The sequence below is a fragment of the Arthrobacter sp. AL12 genome (assembly GCF_029960645.1).
In the GTDB taxonomy this organism is placed as follows: domain Bacteria; phylum Actinomycetota; class Actinomycetes; order Actinomycetales; family Micrococcaceae; genus Arthrobacter.
Genome location: NZ_JASBQY010000005.1, coordinates 196,871 through 216,928 on the forward strand (window position 1 = coordinate 196,871; position 20,058 = coordinate 216,928).

Genomic DNA, 20,058 nt, shown 5'->3' on the forward strand with positions numbered 1-20,058 from the left:
AGAACGGCGCTGCCTGCAGGGGCCGGATGAGAGGCGCCGCCCGCAAAGTCTGGATCAGAGCAGGACTAGAGCGGAAACTTGCCGGAGAGTTCCAGCGTCCCGGCGCAGGTCCAGGCCGGGAGGCGTTCGTCGTCGGAGGGGCCGCCGTCCAGTGGGCTGGTCAGCCGCGGACGGCGCACCCAGCAGCCGGCTTCCTCGGCGATCAGGGCGCCGGCGGCGAAGTCGTGTTCGTTCAGGCCCCGTTCGCCGTAGGCGTCGTGGGTGCCGTCGGCCACGAGGCAGAGGTCCAGGGCGGCGGACCCGAGCCGGCGGACGTCGGCGAAGCCGTCCATGATGCTGGCCAGCCCGGCGGCCTGTTCGGCGCGGACGGCCGGGTCGTAGCTGAATCCGGTGGCCAGGATCTGTCCGGTGCGCCCCGCGACCGGTCCGGACAGCTGGGTCAGCCGGCCGTTTTCCTCGAGCCAGGCGCCCCGCCCGCGGAGGGCGTAGTACCTGCGGCCCAGGGCCGGGGCGTTCACGACGCCGGCCAGCCAGACGCCGTCGGGGTCCGCCACGGCCACGGAGGTGCCGTAGTAGACGATGTTGCGGATAAAGTTGGTGGTCCCGTCGAGCGGGTCGATGGACCAGCGGTAGCCGTTGGGCGACGCCGGCAGGACGGTGCCGCCCTCCTCGCCGGTGATGGTGTCGAACGGCCTCGCCGCGGTGATGACGTCCCGGACGGCGGTTTCCGCGGCGAGGTCGAAGGCGGTCACCCAGTCCCCGGAGTCGCCCTTGTTGCTGACGTCCAGCCCGGCCGTATTCCGTCCGGCCAGCACCGCAGCCCCGGCCGCTGCCGCCTGCTGCGCGAGTTCCAGCAGCGCGGCCGGCAGGGAACCGGCGGACTGTTCGGGGGTTTCGGCTCTCATTCGGTCACGACTTCCTGGTGGTCCTCTTCGGCGTCCTCGACAGCGCGGCCGGCGGCGGCGTCGTTCCGGTCCACGGCGTCTCCTGGTTTCGCGGGGCTTCCTGCCGAAGGACCGGCGGCACCGTCCGCCGGGCCGTTGGCCAGCAGCGCGCGGAAGCCGTCCTCGTCCAGGACCGGGACGCCGAGCTGTTCGGCCTTGTCCAGCTTGGTGCCCGCGTTCTCGCCGGCGACGACGTAGTCCGTCTTTTTCGAGACCGAGCCGGAGGCCTTGCCGCCGCGGATCAGGATGGCTTCCTTCGCCTCGTCCCGGCTGAAGCCCTCCAGGCTGCCGGTCACCACGATGGTCAGTCCCTCCAGGGTCCGGGGCATGGACTCGTCCCGGTCGTCCTCCATCCGGACGCCGTCGGCCGCCCAGGTGTCGACGATCTCGCGGTGCCAGTCCTCGGTGAACCATTCGGTCAGGGCCGCAGCGATCACCGGCCCGACGCCGTCGACGTGGGCGAGCTCCTCCTCGGAGGCCTGCCGGATTTTTTCCATGCTGCCGAAGGCCGTCGCGAGGGCGCGGGAGGCCCGCGGGCCGACGTGCCGGATGGAGAGCGCCACGAGGACCCGCCAGAGCGGCTGGGTCTTGGCTTTTTCCAGTTCGCGGAACAGCTTCTCCGTGGTGGCCGTGGGTTTGGACGGGGTCTTGGCGGTGCCCTTGCTGAAGAAGTACGGCACCAGCTCGAACTCGCCGGTGGCCACGCCCTTGGATCGCTTTTCCCGCCGGATGCGGACATCGGCGAGGTCCGCGGGGGTCAGCCTGAACAGGTTCGCCTCGGTGGTCAGCGGCGGGATCTCCGGCTCGCCCGGCTGGGTCAGGGCGATGGCGGCCTCCCAGCCGAGGGCCTCGATGTCGAAGGCGCCGCGGCCCGCGAGGTGGAACACGCGTTCGCGCAGCTGCGCCGGGCAGGAGCGGGCGTTGGGGCAGCGGATGTCCACGTCCCCCTCCTTGGCGGGGGCCAGCGGAGTGCCGCAGGCAGGGCATTCGGTGGGCATCACGAAGTCCCGGACCGGCGGATCCTGCTGCCCGCGGAGGGCCAGGACCGGCCCGACGATCTCCGGGATGACGTCCCCGGCCTTGCGCAGCACCACGATGTCGCCGATTTTGACCCCCTTGGCCTTGACGACCTCCTGGTTGTGCAGCGTGGCCATCTCCACCGTGGAGCCGGCCACCTTGACGGGTTCCATCACCCCGTAGGGGGTGACCCGGCCGGTGCGGCCCACGTTGACCGCGATGTCCAGCAGCTTGGTGTGCACTTCCTCGGGCGGGTACTTGTAGGCGACGGCCCAGCGCGGAACCCGGGAGGTGTAGCCGAGCGCGCGCTGGGTGGCGAAGTCGTCGACCTTGACCACGATGCCGTCGATTTCGTGGGTGAGGCTGTGGCGCTTGTCGCCGTAACGGGTGATGAATTCCAGCACGTCCTTCAGCCCGGGCAGGACCTCGAAGTAGGGGCTGGTGGGCAAACCCCACCCGGCGAGCCGACGGTAGGTGTCCGACTGGCTGGCCGTGTCGAGTCCTTCGCGGGCGCCGATGCCGTGCACATACATCCGGAGCGGGCGCTTGGCGGTTTCCGCCGGGTCCTTTTGGCGCAGCGAGCCGGCGGCGGCGTTGCGGGGGTTGGCCAGCGGCGCCTTGCCGGCCTCGATCAGGGCCTCGTTGAATTCGGCGAAGGCCTTGGACGGGATGAAGACCTCGCCCCGGACCTCCATCTCGGCCGGGAAACCCTCGCCGCGCAGCTGCTGCGGGATTTCCTTGATGGTCAGGACGTTGTGGGTGATGTCCTCCCCCGTCGTGCCGTCGCCGCGGGTGGCGGCCCGGATCAGCACACCGTCGCGGTAGAGCAGGTTGACGGCCAGGCCGTCGATCTTGAGTTCGGTGAGCCAGGCCGGGGTCCCGTTGCCGAGCCTGGCGATGTTCGCCTCCGCCTTGGTGATCCACGCCTCCAGCTCCTCGAGGGAGAAGACGTCCTCCAGGCTGTACATCCGCTGCAGGTGTTCGACGGCGGCAAAGGCGGCGGACACCTCGCCGCCCACTTCCTGGGTCGGGGAATCGTTGGCCACGAGTTCCGGATGCATGGCCTCGATCGTTTCCAGCCGCCGGTACAGCTCGTCGAACTCGGCGTCCGAAATGATCGGTGCGTCCTCCTGGTAGTACGCGAAGCGGTGCTTGCGTACCTCCTCGACGAGGACCTCGTACTCTTCGCGCACGGCCTCGGAGGGGGTGGATGTGTCGGCGTCTGCTGCAGTGTTCCCTGTGCTCACAGACCTATCCTGCCCTAGATCGCCGACATTGTCCGGTCAGGTAGGCGTGCCCGGGACGCCGGTGCGGGGGGCCTCCGCCAGCGTGGCGGGTTGCCGGCCGTTCTGGCGCGCAAAGTCGCGGGACCGTTGGCTCGACAGGGCGATTATCAGGAGGATGTCCAGCGAGAGTCCTACAAGGTTGGTCGCAAAAGTGACTCCCGGGCCGCCATTGAGGACAGCGATCCATTGGGTCACGATGGCGGCAGAACTCAGGGCCATGGCCCCCAGCCGGGACCGGTTGCCGCCGCGAAGAATGAACCAGGCCAGCATGATCTCGATGATCCCGAAGGCGGCGAGGACCGCAGCGACGGGCGGCAAGAGGGCGTCGGCGTCGATCTCGGCCACGACTGCCGGACTCCCGGCCAGCAGGCCGGCGGCGAGCGCGAGCGCCGCCAGGCCGCGGAGGACGACGAGGACGCCGCCGAACAGCGTCGGTGCCGGCCGGCGGTGCCGGCGGTCCGTCGCCACCGGCACGACCGTCCCTGGCTGGGGCGTGAGCCCGGTGAGATCGACGACAGGCAGGTCGCCGTCGGTCGATATGCTGTCCCCGCCGCCGTTGCGGGAGTGGTAGCCGGTCGAAAAGTCCCGGATCACGCGGACCTCGACGTCGGTTGCGCCCTGTTGCAGGGAAGCCAGCACGTAGTCCCGTTCCTCGTTTATGTTCTCCTCGATTTTGTGCGTGATCTGGAGCGTGAACAGTGACAGCCCCACCGAACGGTCATAGGTGCCGGCGGCGAGCCAGTCGACCTTGACCCCGCCGGGCAGGACCCACCCGGGCGGGCAGCGCCAAAAGCGGATGTGATGGCGCCTTCCCGGGTTCCCGTCGACTTCCTGCTGGTAGGCGAAATCCTGCTGCCGGCCGAAAAGGAACAGCGGGCTGACCGGGGCCTCGTCGTAGCTGCGCCGTGTCAGCGTCGCCAGGACGATCCGTCTGCTGCTCGCCAGATCGACGTCGTCAGCCAAGGTCCAGCCGGCCTGGCGCATGGCCGAGTGGAGTTGCTCCGCTGAGCCGAGCAGCGCCACATTCACGGGGTCTCCGAGCAGCCCGTCGCTGGTGCGGGCCCGGCCGATGAAGTAATCGGGCAGGTAGATACGGGTCAGGATCCGGTGCAGCCGCGGCAGGACCAGATAGGCCAGGGCAGCCCAGAAGATGACCGAGAACCAGAGGCGGTCCCAGCGCAGACTCTCCTCGAAGAGGATCGTGGCGAGCCAGACGGCGGCCATCCCGCTGAAAGCGAAGAACGCGGTGTCCACGACAGTTCCGCTGTCCTGGATACCGCGGGTCGCGTCCTCCCGATTTGTCGCATCGGCCATACACAGACATTACAAGACCCGGGACCATGGCGCGCGGCAGGTGCGGCTAGCCCGGATGCCCTATCACTTGTGGTCCTTCTGGGGGCCGAATAGGGACCAAAAGTGATAGGGCAACGGGGGTTAGTTGCGGTTTTCGGGCGGCAGCGCGACCTGGAGCTTGCGGACCTTGCCGCGGCCCACAATGTAGCCGCGGCCGGGGATGAAGTCCGTGCTGACCCGGCCCAGCGACGTGCTGAGCAGGCTGTCGCCCTCGATGTCGCCCGGGTTGAGCAGCAGGCCCCGGCGGCCGGACTTGAACGGCTGCGCGAGTGACCAGGCCGAGGACCAGGTGGAGGTCTCGGATTCGCCCACCACCCACTGCTCGGCCTTGATCGAGGCGGTGATCAGCCGTTCGATCCCGGATTCCGCTGCCGTGTCGGTGAAGTCGGTCAGCCCCTCGATGAAGATCGCGAGCTTGCCCGGCGTGCCGGTGGAGTAGTCCACCAGCTCATCGATGGCTTCCTCGACGTCGTCCGCGCCCACCATGGAGCGGTCCCAGAGTTTCAGGGACGCCGCGGCGGAGCGCCGGGAGCCGATGTACAGCAGTTCGACGCCTGGGTTGGAACGGCGCAGCGCGTAGGCCAGGGTCACCAGGGCCACGGTGCGCCCGGAGCCGGGCGGGCCTGCCAGCAGCAGCGGGCCCTTGGCCAGGATCTCAGCGGGCTGAAGGGTCTCGTCGTCGACACCGATCACCGGGAGGTCCGGGCTGCCGGCGGGCAGGACGTCGAGGTCGATCTGGTCCGGCAGGCGCTCGATCTGCGGGGCGCGTTCGACCCCCTGTCGCAGCATGGCCTCGGTGAGTTTGTGCACCTCGCGGGCCTGCACGGCCAGGTTGGAGTTGCCGCCGAGCACCGCGAGCTGCACCTCAAGGTTGCCCAGCAGGCCGCGGCCCGGGGGCGAAGCCTGGCCCAGGACGTCCTTGGGCACATCCATCGAAAGGTAGTCGTCCTCGGAGGAGAGGCGCAGCACGAGCCGGCGCTGGATCGAGGCCAGCAGCGACGCCGGTACGGAGTTGGGCCGGTCCCCGCTGACCACCAGATGGATGCCCAGCGGACGGCCGTCTGTGGCCAGCTGCAGGAAGATGTCCCACAGCGCCGAGAGCTTGCTGTATTCGTAGGCCTCGCGGAACGCGGACATGCCGTCCACCAGCACGAAGATCCGTTTTTCCGCCGGCCGTTCCGCGAGGGTCCGGTACTCCACGATGGTCGACGCACGGACTTCCGAATAGCGGGCCGCTCGGTCGTCGGCGAGGTCCCGGAGCCAGCGCAGCAGCCGGCCGACGCGTTCGACGTCGTCACCGTTGATAATCTCCCCGACGTGCGGCAGCTCATCGAGCATCTTCAGCCCCGAGGAGCCGCAGTCGATGCCGTAGACGTTCACCGGCCCGCCGCGCGGGGTGACGGCGGCGGCGATCGCGATGCCGCGCAGGGCCGCGGACTTGCCCGAGCCGCCGGTGCCGTAGATGGCCATGTTGCCGTCCCGGTCCGGCTCGTAGAACACCGTGGGCTGGTCCTGGTGCGCGGGGTCGTCCGCCACGCCGAGGAGCAGCCGTTCGTCCGTGCGGGGGTTCGGCAGCCGGGAGAAGTCGTAGGTGGTGGCGAGTTCGTCCAGCCAGGGCTTGCGCGGCGGGTCGATGGAGAGCACGTCGGCGGCCTTGATGATGTTGGCCGTCATCCGGGCGATGTCGTTCAGGCCCGCGGCCTCTTCCTTCACCGGGGTCTCGGGCGCCGGGGCGGCCCAGGCCGGGCCGGAGCCGAAGGCCATCTCGACGATCTCGATCTGCGGCCGCTGCGGTTTCTCGGTGGTCCAGCCGCCGGCGTAGCCGGTCTGGAATCCCTGGATCCGGCCGGGGCCGGTCTTGGCCGCGCCGCGTCCGGGGATGGACGGGTCGAAGTAGGCAGCCGTCGGCACGCCGAGGATGTCGATCGCGTCATCCACGTCGGCCATCCGCAGCGCCACCCGCAGGTTGGTGTTGGCGCGCAGGCTTTCCTTGATCACGCCGGCCGGGCGCTGGGTGGCCAGGATCAGGTGCAGGCCCAGGGACCGGCCGCGGGCGGCGACGTCCACCACGCCGTCGACGAACTCCGGCACCTCGGTGGCGAGGGCCGCGAACTCGTCCACGATGATGATCAGGTACGGCGGCGCTTCCGGGTCCGCTTCGCGCTGGAGTTCCAGCAGGTCCTTGGCCTTCTTCCGGTTCAGCAGCCGTTCCCGGTGGTGCAGCTCGGCCCGCAGCGAGGTCAGCGCGCGGCGGACCAGGTGCGGGGAAAGGTCGGTGACCAGGCCCACGGTGTGCGGCAGGTGCAGGCAGTCCGCGAACGCGGCGCCGCCCTTGTAGTCGACAAAGAGGAAGCTCACCCGGTCCGGGCTGTAGGCCGCGGCCATGCCCATCACCCAGGACTGCAGGAACTCGGACTTGCCGGCGCCGGTGGTGCCGCCGACGAGGGCGTGCGGGCCCTCGTTCTTGAGGTCGAGGTAGAGCGGTTCGATGCCCTTGGAGCCGACCAGGGCCCGGAGCGTGCCGTTGTCCTTGCGGTTGGGCACGGCGGAGGCCCGGACCGAGTTGTTTTCGGTCCAGCGCTCGGCCACGGCCGCCGGATTGTCCAGGAAGTCCTTGCCGATCAGGGTCGCGTAGGACACGGCACGCGGCAGGTCCGAGTCGTCCTCCAGCGGCTTGCCGACGTCGACGACGGGCGTCAGCATGCGGGCCAGCTGGGCGGCGAGGCCGGCGTCGAGGCTTTCGCAGCTCACCGGGAAGGCGTGCCGGCCGAGCCGGACCTGGCCGGTGGTGGTGCCGTGGTCGCCGTCAACGGCCATGAAGTCCCGGCAGGCTGCCGGCAGCTGCTGCACCGAGGACGCCACCCACATGACGTGCACGCCGGAGTCCGGGCCCCGCTCGAGGACCCGGGTAAGCCGGCCGCGGTCCACCGGGGCGTCGTCCTCGACGACCACCAGCACGGTGGGCAGCAGCGGTGCCGGAAGGTCCGTGCTGAGCGGGTCGACGCCGGGCCGCAGGGCCGGGCGGGGGGTTTGGGAGGCGGCCTCCCGCTGGTCAATCAGGTCCTCCAGCCGGGACAGCAGGGCCGAGCCGCCCGCGGGCCCGGCGGCGAGGTGGTCGCCGCTGAGCGGGCTGTGGCCGGAGCCGACGTGCGGGAGCCACTGCAGCCATTCCCAGCGTTCCTTCGACTGCGCCGAGGTGATGGCGGCCAGGACCACTTCCGCGGGCGAGTGCAGGCCCACGAGCTGCAGGACCATCCCGCGGGCCACGTCGTCGACGAGGCCGCGGGACCCGGCGAGGCCGAAGGACCCGGCGGAGCGCAGCTGCGAGACGATCGGCACGCCCTCGATGTCCCGGAACTGCGTCATGCACTCCTGGATTTCGGCCATGTATTCGGCCTCGGTGTCGTTGCTGTTGGGCTCCTCGAACTGGATCCGCGACGGCGCGGTGCCCAGGCCGAAGCGCAGCCCCAGGAAGCCGGTGTGCTCGGGCCGGTGGGTCCAGAGCAGCGGGCCGAGCTTGTAGATCGAGTCGACCGTGTCGCTGACCGAGGGTGCTTCCTGCAGCCGGACGGAGCGTTCCACGTTCTGCAGCCGGGTGATGTCCGTCCGGAACGCGGCCATGGACTCGAGGAACTGCTTGTGCTGTTCCTTGCGTTCCCGCTTGGCCTGCAGCTTCTGGTCCACGTAATGGCCCACGATGAACAGCGGCATCATCAGCATGAACACGACCGAGAGCACGTTCTGCGTGACGGCGAACAGGATCCCGCCCATCATCAGCGGCGCGAGCAGCATGATGTACGGGAACGCGTGGTGCTCCTGGCGTTTGGGCCCGGCCGGGAGCATCTTTTTCTGCAGCTCGAACCGGGGCACCACGCGCGGCGAGCGGTTGAAGTCGATCAGGGGCGAACTCGGGGCGGAACTGTGGCCGGTGCCGAGCGAGACCACCGAGACAGTGGTGTCGCCCAGGGCCACGGTGTCCGAGGAGTTCAGTGTGGCGCGGGTGACCGGCAGCCCGTCCATCAGCAGCCCGTTGGCTGAATTCGTGTCCACGATCTCCACCGTCTCGCCAACTGTGATCCGGGCGTGCCGCTTGGAGGTCAGCGGGTCCGTGAGCCGGATGTCGACGTCCCGGTCCCGGCCGATGTAGCTGGTGCCCGACGGCAGCGAGAATTCGCGTCCGACGTCGGGCCCGGACAGCACGCGCAGCGTCGCCGCGGCCGGTCCCCGGTTCCCGCCGGGTGTCTCGAACTGCTCGCTGAGCTGGGTCAGCGAGACGATGGAGCCCGGCCGCAGCCCGGATTCGAGCAGGTTGTCCTTGCGGTCCAGGACGCTGCCCTTCATGCCGCCGGCGGCGAAGGCCTCCTCGATGCTCAGGGACAGGGTCGACGGCGGCGGGGTCCCCCGCCGTGCCGGATCGGCCGCCCAGAGCTGGGTGGCGATGTCCGCCACGGTGGCGAGGCCGTCAACGGTGACGGCGAGGTCTTTGGCGTCGGCCGGGTCGCGGCGCAGCGTCAGTCGGATTCTCACGCTTGGTCGGCTCCAGTCAGTTCTTCAGTGTTGGGCGTTGCGGCGGGGTGCTTTCCGGTTCTGTGCTGTTCCAGCAGGTACAAATCCGCGGGGGTCACCAGGTGGGAGGTGACGGCGTGTTCCACGAGCCGGGCGCGGCGGTTGGTGGCGAGTTTCCCGCCGCCGCCCCGCAGGCCGGCGACCCCCACCTTGTCGAGCTTGTCGCACACGTTGTCCAGCTTTCTGTTGAACCGGGTCAGGGCCCAGCCCAGGGTCTTGGCGGCGTCGGCCGAGGACGGGATGGCGCTGAAGCCGGTCCCTTCCCGGCGCAGCATGGGTTCGGCGAGGGCCACTATCAGGGCCTTCTGCGAGGTGGTGAAGAGCACGGGGCCGATCGTGGTGTCACCGCTGCTGTCCTCGTCGCGGGATTCCTGCCGGAACGCGGGGGTCCGCAGGTGCGCGGCGAACTCGTAAGTGGTCGGGCCGGCGGTGAAGATGACGTTGGTGTGGCTGAAGACCAGCGGAATCCGGGCGCCCGGCGAGAGCCACGCCTGCATCCCGCCGGAGGCGTCGGCGATGGTCGCGCAGAGCATGCTGCCGACGTTGCTCAGCCACCAGATGCCGTCATAGCGGGCGATCTGCAGGAACTGCCGGTGCAGGTAGGGGTTGTCGTCCACCTCCAGGTCGCCTTCGCGGCCGATGCTGAAGATGTCCTGGTCCGAGGGCTCATGCCACTCGCCGCAGAAATCTATTGCCAGATCCCCCATAATCCGTGCCTTTCTGGAAAGTCGTTGGTGCTGCTAGTTCGGGACGCAGGCGACGGAATCCGGGCCCAGCGGCGAGGAAGCCCCGTCGCTGCGGACGATCATGACCTGGATGCAGCTGGGTTCGGTCGGGTTCGCCGCGATTTCAGCGGCGGGCCCCGCGGACGACTGGTACTCTCCCCCGCCCTTGAGCGTGTGGACCCGCCATTTGTAGCTGTCGCCGGTTTTTGGCTGTGGGTTGGTCCAGCTAAAGCTGACCTTCCCGGCCGGACCGGCCGCCCCGGCCAGCCCGGTGACGTCCGGCACGGTGCCGTTGTCCAGGGCGTCCGCGGGCGGTTTGCTGACCTGGTCCGTGGCTTTCGGCGCCGGCTCGGGCCGGGTGGTGCCGGCCACGACCCCGAGGGCGACGGCGGCCACCAGGACGGTGCCGCCGACAATGGAGAGCAGCAGCTTGCGGCGGCCGTGGCCGGCCGGCTGCTCCCCCGCCACCTCGTCCCCGTCGCTGGCGGGAGCCGCCGTGCTGGAACGGTTGACCGTGGCCGCAACGTCGTCCTCGGAGGCGGCGTCACGGGTGCTGGAAGTCCGGGTGTCGCCGCTCCGGTCGCCGCTCCATCCGGCGGTCCGGTCGGTGCCGGGCGCCGCGAAGCCGGGCAGTGCCGGGCGCTGGGCGGCTGCATTGTTGGATGCGGTGGCTTTGTTGAAGGCGGTGGCGTTGGTGGCGTTGTTGAAGGTGGTGGCGTTGTTGAAGGTGGTGGCGTTGTTGAAGGTGGTGGCGTTGTCAAGCGTGGAACTTGTGTCCGAGCCGGGGAACCTGGCCGGGAAGGTGGGGGCGTTGCCGGTGGCGTCCGGGTCGATCGCGGCGACGCTGCGGACCCGGGTTTCCTCGAAGCCGTCGTCCGGCTGGTTTTCCTCGGGGCGCGGCTCCTCCAGGACTTCAAACGACGTCACGGAGAGGTTCAGTTCCGCCTGGATCCGCTGCAGGGCCAGCGCGAAGGCGTGCGCCGAGGAGTAGCGGGAGGAAGCGGCCTTGGCCATCGCGGTCGAGAGCGCCAGTTCCAGGGATTCCGGCACGTCGGCGCGGCCCAGTTTCGGCACCGGCAGGTTCGTGATCCGTGAGATCAGCTCACGCTGGGAGTTGTCCGCCCCCGGCAGCACAAACGGGGACCGCCCGGCCAGCAGGGTGTAGAGCGTGGCGCCGAGCGCCCAGACGTCCACCAGGACGCCGTCGACATGGTGGCCGGTGAACTGCTCCGGCGGGGACCACGGGATGGACATGCCCGCGTCCTCGTCCGCGTCCCCGGCCAGGGTGCCGGAGATGCCGAAGTCCGTCAGGGCGGGCCGGTTGTAGTCCGTGACCAGGATGTTGGCGGGCTTGATGTCCCGGTGCGCGATCCCGGCCCGGTGGGCGGTCTCGACGGCGGAAGCCACCTGGATACCGATGGCCAGGACCTCGTCCACGCTGAAGCGCTGCCGCCGGTAGCGGACGTCCAGGCTGGGCCGGGAACAGTACTCCATGGCGAGGTAGGAATGCCCGGAGTCGGTGATCTCGGCTTCGAAAATCGTCACGATGTACGGGTGCGAGGACAGCTGCGCCATGAGGTTGGCTTCGGACTCGAAGCGGCGGCGGGCACCTTCGGTTTTCAGGTCCGAGAGCAGCACCTTGACGGCCACCTTGCGGCGCGGCCGGTCCTGTTCGTAGAGATAGACATCGGAGAAGCCGCCGGAACCGAGCAGGCTGATGTACGTGAAGCCCGGGATGACTGGCGGCGGGGCTACGGGCCGTTTTGAACTCACGGGATTGCCTCAAAGCGCAGCCAGATGCCGTCGCCGACTTCTGCGATGTCGCCGTCGAGCAGGATCGCCATCTCGCCCTGCGCCAGCCGGCGCGGGGACTGGCCCTCGCGCACGAGCACGGTGCCGTTGGTGGCCTTAAGGTCGCACAGCATGACGTGCCAGCCTTCGAGCCGGACCTCCACATGCGAGCGGGAAATGTCCCCGCTCGGGCTTGCCACCTGGATCAGTTTGGGCATCACGGCGCCCTGCACGCGCGAGACCGACGGCTGGCGTCCCACGACGAGTGACTGGTCAAGGTCGATCAGTTCGCCGGTGGACAGACGCATCCGGCCCAGGCCCGGCCGCCGGACCTGGACGCCGTCGCCGGGCAGCGGCTGGCCGCAGCGTCCGCACTGGGAGTAGGTGGAGGGGTTGGCGTGGCCCTGCGGGCAGACACGGGCCAGCACCATGGGTCCGGTGGCCGGTTCCGAAGCCGGTCCCGCGGACGGGCGCTGGGCGCCGGGCGGCCGGGCGCCAGCCGCTGCGAGGTCACTCTTCATGACCGTCTGGCCGTCGTGGTCGGCATCCGCTCCGGGCTGCAGGGCAGGCAGATGCAGGGCAGGCGGCTGCGGAGCCGACGGCGGCAGCGCCGCGGGTGCCGCGGGTGCAGGCGCCAGCGCCGGTGGGGACGCCCGGGAGGCCTCGGGCACCTGGGACGCCTGGGACCATTGGTCGCCGCCGGTGTGCCAGGGGACGGAGTCGATCAGCCCGGTGGGCAGCGCCGTGCGCGGCGGCGCGGGCGGTTCCGGCACGGGCGCGGGGGCGGCCCCGGATTCGGCGGCCTCCGGCGCCGGCTCAGGCTCTGCACCGGCGGAGCCGGCACTGGTGGAGTCTGCACTGGTGGAGCCGGCACTGGTGGAGTCGGCGGCGGACTCGACCGCGGGTTCGGCGTCAGGATCCGCGCGGACGGCGGCGTCTTCGATGTTCCGCATCACCGTCTGTTCCCAGAGGTGGTCGTAGCTGCCGGTCGGCTCCTGTTCCGCCGGTTCCGGTGCCGCCGCGGACGGCTGCTGCGCGGACGGTTCGGGCTCACGCCCGGCCGCCGCGGGTTCAGCGTCGGGCGCCAGTTCCGGTGACAGGTCCGGTTCGGCTTCGGCGTCGGGTTCGGGTTCGGCGTCGGCCTCGGCCTCGGGGACCGGTTCCGGTTCACCGTGCAGGGCTCCGCCAAGCTCGAGGTCCTCACCGGGGAACTCCAGCACGGTCTCCGCGGAGGCACCGTGCTCGCTGAGCTCGGCCGCGATGTCTGCCTCGGCGGCCGCCAGGACTTCGTCCTCCACCGCCGCGTCCTCCACGGCCGGGCCGTCCACCGCTGCTTCGTCTGTCGCCGCTTCGTCCATCGCTGCTTCGACAACGGCCGTTGCCCCTGCGTCCGCCGCAATCGGAACTACCATAGCGGCCATCGCCGCGGCAGGGACCGCACGGGCGGCAGACCGGACAGCAACACCGGTGAAGTCCACCCGCAGGCCCTGGAGCAGGACCACCCCGTCAGCCAGCGGCAGGTCCGCAGCGGCGCCGGAGGCCCGTACCGGGCCGGGATTGCCCGCGGCGTCGACACCGGGGACGGTCAGGCTGAATCCGTCGGCCGCTGCGAAGCGCCGTTCCGTCCAGGTGGTGACCTCGCGGCCGCTCAGGTCCACCTGGCCGGAGGGCAGGTCCACCGTGAAGTCGATTTCGCCGCGCAGGAACACCTGGACGGAGCCGCGGCGGGCCACGATCGCGAACCACGGCAGCCGGGCGAGCGAACCGCCCGAGGCCGAGGACACGGCGTCGAGCACCTCGTGGGCCTCGGGGCCGGTGGCCAGCAGCTCCCACAGTGAGTCCACCAGGGCCGGCGCGGTGTCCGGGCGCAGCAGCACCACGGTTCCGGAGCGCACCACACCGAGCCAGCTGCCGGGCGTGTAGCGCGTGGCGGCGGGGTTACTTGCCATCGTTCGGGTCCTTGCCCTGTCCTGCGGAATCCGGTTCTTCGGCTGCCGGCGCCGCGCCGGCGCCGGCAACCTGTTCCCCGTTGGGGGCCAGGTCCAGGGCGTCGGTCCGCGGCAGTGTGTCCTCGTCCTCTGCCGCGGCCGCGCTGCGCGGCGTGGTCCGGGCGGTGCCGTCGTCGTTGTTGACGTTGCTGGCATCCACGACGATGCACGTGACATTGTCCCGGCCGCCGCTGCGCAGGGCCGCCTGGATGAGTTCATCCACGGCCGCCTGCGGTTCCCCCTGGGAGCGCAGGACATTGGAGATGTGCTCGTCGTCGAGTTCGCCGTTGAGCCCGTCGGAGCAGACCAGGATCCTGTCCCCCTCCTCGATGGGCAGCAGCCAGTAGTCGGCCTCGATCTCGTCGCCGGTGCCCAGGGCTCGGGTGACGACGTGGCGGCGCGGGTGAACGGCGGCCTGCGCCTGGCTGATCTGTCCGGCGTCCACGAGTTCCTGGACCTCGGAGTGGTCGACGCTGACCTGTTTCAGCTTGCCCTGGCTGAGCCGGTAGGTCCGGGAGTCGCCGATGTTGAGGACCAGCCAGTACGGGACCCCCATCTGCTCCACGACCACAACGCCGGACAGTGTGGTCCCGGCGCGGGCGCCCGTGGCCTCGCGGATGCTTTCGTCGGCCATCAGCAGGTGCTCCTGCACGACGCCGGCGGTCGCGTCCCGCCCGCCGGTGGCCAGCTGCGGGATCCGGGCCAGCGTGCGGACGCAGATGCCGCTGGCGATCTCACCGGCCTCGTGCCCGCCCATGCCATCCGCGACGGCGAAGACGGGATCGGAGGCAATAAAGGAGTCCTCGTTCATTTCACGGCGCAGGCCACGGTCCGTGCCGTAGCCGGCGTTCAGCCGCAGGCCCGGGGGGCTGCCCAGGGCCGGCACGGGGACAGCGTCGGAGTTGGCTGGGGTGGGAACGGCGGCCGGCTGGGGAATCATGCCTGTCCTAGGTAGAAGGAGCGGTCACCGAAGTGCACGGTGGACCCGGGGCGGACGTGGGTGGGCTCCCCCGCCGCGAGGGCGGTACGGATACCGTCCGGGGTGGTGACGGAGCTGCCGTTGGTGGAATCGCGGTCGGTGACCCAGAGTCCCCCGTTGCCGGCAAGCAGGTGCAGGTGGGTCTTGGAAATGGAACGGCCGGGGTCGGCGACCGGGACGAGCTGCGCGGTGTCCTCCCCGGGATGTCCGGCGGGGTTCCGGCCGATCAGCACGCTGCGGTCCAGTCCGATGTCGCGGCCGTCGTCCAGCCGGATCCGGAGCATTGCCACGGTGACCGGGGCGTGGGTGTCGCCCCGGACCTGGGTGCGGTCGTGGTCGTCGTCGGGGTGCGCGCCCGGCTGGGAGGCTGTGGTCCGGGCGGGCGGGGCGAACGATGCGGCGTGGGGAACCGGCTGCTCTCCGCCGGCGGGCCGGGGTTCGACGGCGGGCTGCGGCGCCGCGGGCTGCTGCCACTGGTGGGGAGTGGGCACCGCCGGAGCCGCGGGCGCAACGGGGGAAACCGGCGCGGCGGCAGGGGCTGCGGCCGCGGCGGCCGCTCCCGCCGCCAGCGGCGACAGGACCTGCTGCACCGGGGGGAGGTCCATCGGCGCGAAGCTGTACGGGCCCTGGATGCCGCCGGTGGTGATCGGATTGCGTCCGGCCTTGACGTCGAAGACGAGGGTCCTGGCGGCCGTATCGTGCCAGCCGCGGAGGCGGCCGTTGCGGTCCCAGGTGTTGGAGAGCACCACGAGGACAGCCCAGGCCGAGCCCAGGGACAGGAGGGGTCCCAGCACCAGGAGTGCGACGCCGAACCACTGGAAGATTACGACCGCGGCGGCGGCGGCCACGGTGAGCAGCACGCCGGCGCCGGTGATCAGGCCGCGGAGGAACACCGCTCCCCCGCCCGGGGCGTTGCCGTCGGCATCCGTGCTGCGGATGCCCATCAGCCCGTTGCCGGGGGTCGCGCCGGAACGGGTTTCGAGCGTGGCGAGAACCGCCGTGTAGATCAGCGTGAGGCCCGCGCCGATACCGCCGAACAGCACCAGGGACGAGGTGTCGTAGACGATGAAGCCCCCGCTCTGCCTCCTGGTGACTCCGGCGAAACCGATCGCCAGCAGAATCGTCAGGATGGTGACCGGCGGCAGCCAGTCCAGCACGGCGGCCCCCAGCCGCTTTCCGGCAGCGGCAGGTACCAGTTCAAGCTTGTTCGGCATGGAAGGTCCTCCCCCTGCTCCGCGGCCCGTGGCTGGGCCCTGCGCTACCGGGATACTACCGGGGATCAGGCCGGTGTGCCCGGCGGCGGGGTTCCGGCCCTCCGCGCCGCCGGGACCGCGCGGCTGGATCTCCTGCGGGTCCCGGGCCGCCGGGGCTTCCCGCACATTGCGGACGTTCCGCGCGGAACGGTTGCTCAGGGGCGTTCCGCAGGAGGTGCAGAAAGCAGCCCCGCGGCGGAGCGGCTGCTGGCAGCGCGGGCAAAGCTCGGCGTCGTCGGTCATGGTGTGTTGCGGTTCTTCCTGACGGTCTGGCTGGCGTCGGCCGCGGTATCGGAGGCATCAAGGGTGGCTGCCGCCGGCGGACCGGACTCCACTGTACCGGCAGGCATTTCCGGACCGGCGGGCGCCGCGCGCTTCCGCCCGGGCTGCCCGGTCCGGCCCGGCTGGAGGCCCCGCAGTTTGAGCGCGGCCCGGCCGTCGGCCAGCAGGGAGCGCGGGGAGAACCTGGCCCGCTGCCGGCCCCAGAAGCCAAGCGTTCCGGTCATCTCCTTGAGCGAGCCGTCCACGGTCTCCCAGTACTGCCGCACCTGCTCCTCGCTCGGCTGCCCGGCGCCGAAGATCGCAGCATCGGCCCGGTTGGCGAGCAGCGTGGTGGTTCCGCCGGCGGCCGGGAACGCACCGGCGAGCACGACGGCGGACTCGCGCCGGGTGGCGCGGCTGTCCACCCCGGCGCCGAGGTCCGTCGCGAGGCTGACGACTTCGTTCCAGCCGCCGCCGACGCGCTGCGCCGGCGGGCCCTCGCTGAAGCGGACCTTCCGTCGCCGGGACTTGAGCAGGGCGATCACCAGCAACGGCAGCGCCAGGACCGCGATCGGGAGGAGTGCCAGGCCGACCGCCGCGAGGAGGGGTCCCCAGAAGAGCCAGGGGTTGTTCTTCTTCTCGTCGGCATCGAGCGCATCCGGTGAGGAGTCGGGCGGAAGGTCCGCGGGCTCCTGCGGCGGCGGCGGCGGCTGCAGCACCTGCGGCTTGGGCTTGGACTTGTTCTCCGGGTCCGGCGGGATCGGCACATTGTCCTTCGGCGGGGTGGGATCGAAGGACACCCAGCCCACGCGGTCGAAGGCGACCTCGACCCAGGCGTGGACGTCCTTGCCGGTGATCTTGACTTCGCCGGCGCCGTTTTCCGGGCTCTTCGGATCCGGGTAGAACCCCATCACCACGCGGGACGGGATGCCGAGGTGGCGCAGCATGAGCGACATTGCCACGGCGTACTGTTCGTCGTCGCCCAGCATCTGTTTGGCGGTAAGCAGGCTCCGGACGCGGTTGGCGCCGTGGCCGGAGACGCTGGGCAGCTGGCCGTCGGCGATCAGGCCGTTGCTGAAGGCGCCCTTTTTCTGGAAGTGCGCCTCGATCTGGCGCACCCGGTCGATGGCGGTGGGCGCGTCGGCGGCGAGGTCGTTCGCCTGGGACCCGACGACAGGCGGCACCTCGGCGGGGTCCGGGAGGGACATCTGTGCGAAGTCGTACTGCGTCAGCTGCCCGTGCTCCAGGGTGGCGGGGTCCGCCACCTGGACGCGGTAGGCGTCCCCCTTCGAGAGCCCCTTGGTGGTCACGGCCGTGTCCGTGCCGGCGTTGAAGTACAGGCCTGACGCGGCGCCGGCGCCGTCGCGGGCGAAGCTGATGCCGGTGGTCTGGCGGCCGCCGGGAAGGAAGTAGCCCTGGTAGTCCTCGATCGTGATGTCCAGGGTGTAGTTGTTGCTGGGCACAATCCCGGTGGAGTCGGCCAGGGTGTTCAGGGATTTGGCGTCGCCCACCTTGCTGAAGCTGCCGGAGCCGTTCGGGTCCATGTTGTAGTTGGTGCCGTTGAAGGAGTCGAGCGCGGCGAGGCGCACCCGGGCATCCCTGGGCAGGCCCTTGACGACGAAGAGGCTGTCGTCCTTTTTGTCCTTGACGAAGTTGCGGAAGCTCGCCAGCGGCGTCACGTAGTCCTTGGGATCGAACGGCGGGACGATCGTGTTGCGCAGCACGCGGCGGTCGTCGCTGGCGGTGACCAGCGGGGACGCGACAGCGGTGACCGCCACGGCGACGGCGATCACCGCGGCGGCGGTGCCCAGCCGGCGGAGCGTGGCCGCCCGGGCGGTGGCCTCGTCCGTCTCCAGCCGGTTGACGGAAACCTTGCGGGTGTCGCTGCGGCGGAGGGCGTCGCGGCGGAAGGTGGCCCAGGCGATCGCGACCACGGTGAGTGCGATGCCGCGTTCCACCGTGAGGAACCCGGCGTTCGTGCTGAAGGCGATGCCGGTGACGAAGAGGACCAGCACCGGCAGCAGCGGCCAGTACGGGCTCTTGAGCCGCCAGATCAGCAGCCCGGCGGCGAGCGCGGTGAGGAGCGAGCTCAGGAACGGCACAATCAGGGTGCCGCCGGCGGTGCCGACCGGAACGCCGACGGTGAGCATGTCCTTCCAGGCAAACACCACGCCGAGCAGCAGGGTGCGCAGCGAATCGAGGGTGGGCAGCACGCCGGCGAAGGAGGCTTCCGGGACGGCCAGGGCGGTGCCGAAGACGAGGTACACGCCAAGGGTCAGGCCTGCGGTGATCAGGAGCCCGAGCCGGAAATGCACCGCGGCCGCCGCCAGGGCCAGGCCCAGCAGGATGCCGCCGAAGCCCGCGACCAGGTAGTACGGGTCCCCGCCGAAGCTGAGGCTGAAGCCGAGCACGCCCAGGCCGAGCAGCACGGTGAGGGCACCGGCGTCGAGCCCGAGGTGCCAGAGCGGCTGGCCGCCGGTGAATCCGGAACGCTTCGCAGCCGGCGCGTGGTTGCGCGGACGGAGCGGGGTTGCGGTGCTCATGCTGCCGCCTTCCTGAGCACGATGGCCAGGTCCGAGAGGTCACCGAGGGTCAGCACGGTCAGGTCCCCGATACTGGCCCGGGCCGGGGCCGCGCCGGACTGGAGCCGGACGGCGATGGTGCGCACGCCCAGGGGCACCGCGGCCGAGGCGGAGCGAAGCTGGGCGGCGGTGACGTTGCTGCCCACGACCAGGAACACCACGGAGGCGTTGGGGACGGTGTCCGCAAGGCTCCGGGCGAGGTCGACGGCGGTCCTGCGCTGCGGCGCGCCGGCGATCCTCGTCATGTCATCGAGCATGTTGCGGCCGGTCTCGCAGCGCAGCGGGCCCTTCTGGGTGAGCACATCGAGGTCCCGCTGTTCACGGATGGCCTGCCGTCCGATCGAGGCGGCGGCGGAGATGGCCAGCTCGAACTCCTCTTCGGAGGCGTACTCGTCCGTGTTGATGGACAGCGAAATGGCGAGGTGCGCGCGGCGGGTTTCCTCGAACTGGCGGACCATGAGCTTGTTGGTGCGGGCCGTGGTCTTCCAGTGGATGTGCCTCCGGTCGTCTCCCGGCACGTAGTCGCGCAGCGCGTGAAAGGACACGTCGGCGCTGGACAGGTCCGTGGTGGGCATGCCCTCAAGGTCGCGGATGAATCCGGCGGCCGAGCCGGCCAGCGCCGTGGTCTTCGGGTGCACGAACAGGTCCTCGGGTTCGGTCCAGAGCACCTGGCGGCGCAGCAGGTGCAGCGGGTCGGCGCGGACGGAGCGGACCGGGCCCACCACAATCACGGCGCGGCGGGCGGTGGGGATGGTGAACAGGTCCTCGTGGACCTGCCGGGGTTTCATCCGGGGCAGGTGGAACACCGCGGTGGCGGCCCCCACCGGGAGTTCCAGGTCCGCGGCCAGCAGAGGCCGCGCGGAGGTGTTGGAGACCGCAATACTGCCGACGGCGCTGTCCCCCACCGCCACCCGCGTCCGCGCCAGATCCAGGACAACGCCGTAGGAGGAGCGGCCCAGGATGAAGCCGACGGCGAGCACGAACAGGACGAATGCGGCGATCGCTGCCGCCTTGGCTTCCTGCCAGCCGAAGGCCTGGCCGACGGTCCAGAGCAGGATTGAGGCCGCCAGCACGAACCAGCCCAGGAGGCTCACCACGGACAGGACAGGCCACACGTAGCGCAGCCAGAGCGCGCGGACGGCGCGCCAGGCCGGGGCGAGGGCCAGGCCTGCCGTGCTTCCGGCCTCGGTCCAGAGGGAGCCGGGATGCAGCCGGGTGGGCCTGCCGTCCCGATGGAAGGGCCGTTGCAGGCGTTCAGCAAGCCGGGTCAGCGGAGTGCTGGAGGACATATGGGTGCCTTTGTTCGTGCTGGG

Annotated in this window: 11 protein-coding genes; all 11 read right to left on the reverse strand. The window is 70.6% G+C overall.

Features of this window, described 5'->3' with window-relative positions; all coding sequences use genetic code 11:
• Positions 1-65 precede the first annotated feature (65 nt).
• Complete coding sequence (locus QK291_RS08410) at positions 66-905, reverse strand: inositol monophosphatase family protein (RefSeq protein WP_282380789.1); 840 nt, start codon at positions 903-905, stop codon at positions 66-68.
• Complete coding sequence (gene ligA / locus QK291_RS08415; protein ID WP_282380791.1) at positions 902-3,208, reverse strand: NAD-dependent DNA ligase LigA; 2,307 nt, start codon at positions 3,206-3,208, stop codon at positions 902-904. The genes QK291_RS08410 and ligA overlap by 4 nt, the downstream gene beginning before the upstream one ends.
• A gap of 36 nt (positions 3,209-3,244) precedes the next feature.
• Positions 3,245-4,561 (reverse strand): LssY C-terminal domain-containing protein, encoded by a 1,317-nt coding sequence (locus tag QK291_RS08420; RefSeq protein WP_282380792.1) that lies wholly within the window; start codon positions 4,559-4,561, stop codon positions 3,245-3,247.
• Positions 4,562-4,681: 120 nt separating this feature from the next.
• A complete protein-coding gene (locus QK291_RS08425) occupies positions 4,682-9,127 on the reverse strand; it encodes an FtsK/SpoIIIE domain-containing protein (RefSeq protein WP_282380794.1) in 4,446 nt (1,481 codons plus the stop codon).
• Positions 9,124-9,873 (reverse strand): hypothetical protein, encoded by a 750-nt coding sequence (locus QK291_RS08430; RefSeq protein WP_282380795.1) that lies wholly within the window; start codon positions 9,871-9,873, stop codon positions 9,124-9,126. Before QK291_RS08430 ends, QK291_RS08425 begins: the two co-directional genes overlap by 4 nt.
• 33 nt (positions 9,874-9,906) lie before the next feature.
• Positions 9,907-11,664 (reverse strand): serine/threonine-protein kinase, encoded by a 1,758-nt coding sequence (locus QK291_RS08435; RefSeq protein ID WP_282380797.1) that lies wholly within the window; start codon positions 11,662-11,664, stop codon positions 9,907-9,909.
• On the reverse strand, positions 11,661-13,631 hold the full coding sequence (locus QK291_RS08440) for a hypothetical protein (RefSeq protein WP_282380799.1): 1,971 nt from the start codon (positions 13,629-13,631) through the stop codon (positions 11,661-11,663). The genes QK291_RS08435 and QK291_RS08440 overlap by 4 nt, the downstream gene beginning before the upstream one ends.
• The gene (locus QK291_RS08445) at positions 13,621-14,610 is read right to left on the reverse strand and encodes a protein phosphatase 2C domain-containing protein (protein WP_282380801.1); all 990 of its coding nucleotides are present in this window, start codon (positions 14,608-14,610) and stop codon (positions 13,621-13,623) included. The genes QK291_RS08440 and QK291_RS08445 overlap by 11 nt, the downstream gene beginning before the upstream one ends.
• A complete protein-coding gene (locus QK291_RS08450; RefSeq protein WP_282380802.1) occupies positions 14,607-16,145 on the reverse strand; it encodes an RDD family protein in 1,539 nt (512 codons plus the stop codon). Before QK291_RS08450 ends, QK291_RS08445 begins: the two co-directional genes overlap by 4 nt.
• Positions 16,142-18,706 carry a transglutaminaseTgpA domain-containing protein gene (locus QK291_RS08455; RefSeq protein WP_282380803.1) on the reverse strand — a complete coding sequence of 855 codons (2,565 nt, stop codon included), beginning with the start codon at positions 18,704-18,706 and terminating at the stop codon, positions 16,142-16,144. Before QK291_RS08455 ends, QK291_RS08450 begins: the two co-directional genes overlap by 4 nt.
• Positions 18,703-20,034 carry a DUF58 domain-containing protein gene (locus QK291_RS08460; RefSeq protein ID WP_282380804.1) on the reverse strand — a complete coding sequence of 444 codons (1,332 nt, stop codon included), beginning with the start codon at positions 20,032-20,034 and terminating at the stop codon, positions 18,703-18,705. Before QK291_RS08460 ends, QK291_RS08455 begins: the two co-directional genes overlap by 4 nt.
• Between the last annotated feature and the right edge of the window lie 24 nt (positions 20,035-20,058).

Excerpts from the sequence above, each read along its gene's own strand:
- QK291_RS08410 (WP_282380789.1), bottom strand. The coding sequence starts at position 905 with ATGAGAGCCGAAACCCCCGAACAGTCCGCCGGTTCCCTGCCGGCCGCG.
- QK291_RS08420 (WP_282380792.1), bottom strand. The coding sequence starts at position 4,561 with ATGGCCGATGCGACAAATCGGGAGGACGCGACCCGCGGTATCCAGGAC.
- QK291_RS08430 (WP_282380795.1), bottom strand. The coding sequence starts at position 9,873 with ATGGGGGATCTGGCAATAGATTTCTGCGGCGAGTGGCATGAGCCCTCG.
- QK291_RS08440 (WP_282380799.1), bottom strand. The coding sequence starts at position 13,631 with ATGGCAAGTAACCCCGCCGCCACGCGCTACACGCCCGGCAGCTGGCTC.
- QK291_RS08445 (WP_282380801.1), bottom strand. The coding sequence starts at position 14,610 with ATGATTCCCCAGCCGGCCGCCGTTCCCACCCCAGCCAACTCCGACGCT.
- QK291_RS08450 (WP_282380802.1), bottom strand. The coding sequence starts at position 16,145 with ATGACCGACGACGCCGAGCTTTGCCCGCGCTGCCAGCAGCCGCTCCGC.
- QK291_RS08455 (WP_282380803.1), bottom strand. The coding sequence starts at position 18,706 with ATGAGCACCGCAACCCCGCTCCGTCCGCGCAACCACGCGCCGGCTGCG.
- QK291_RS08460 (WP_282380804.1), bottom strand. The coding sequence starts at position 20,034 with ATGTCCTCCAGCACTCCGCTGACCCGGCTTGCTGAACGCCTGCAACGG.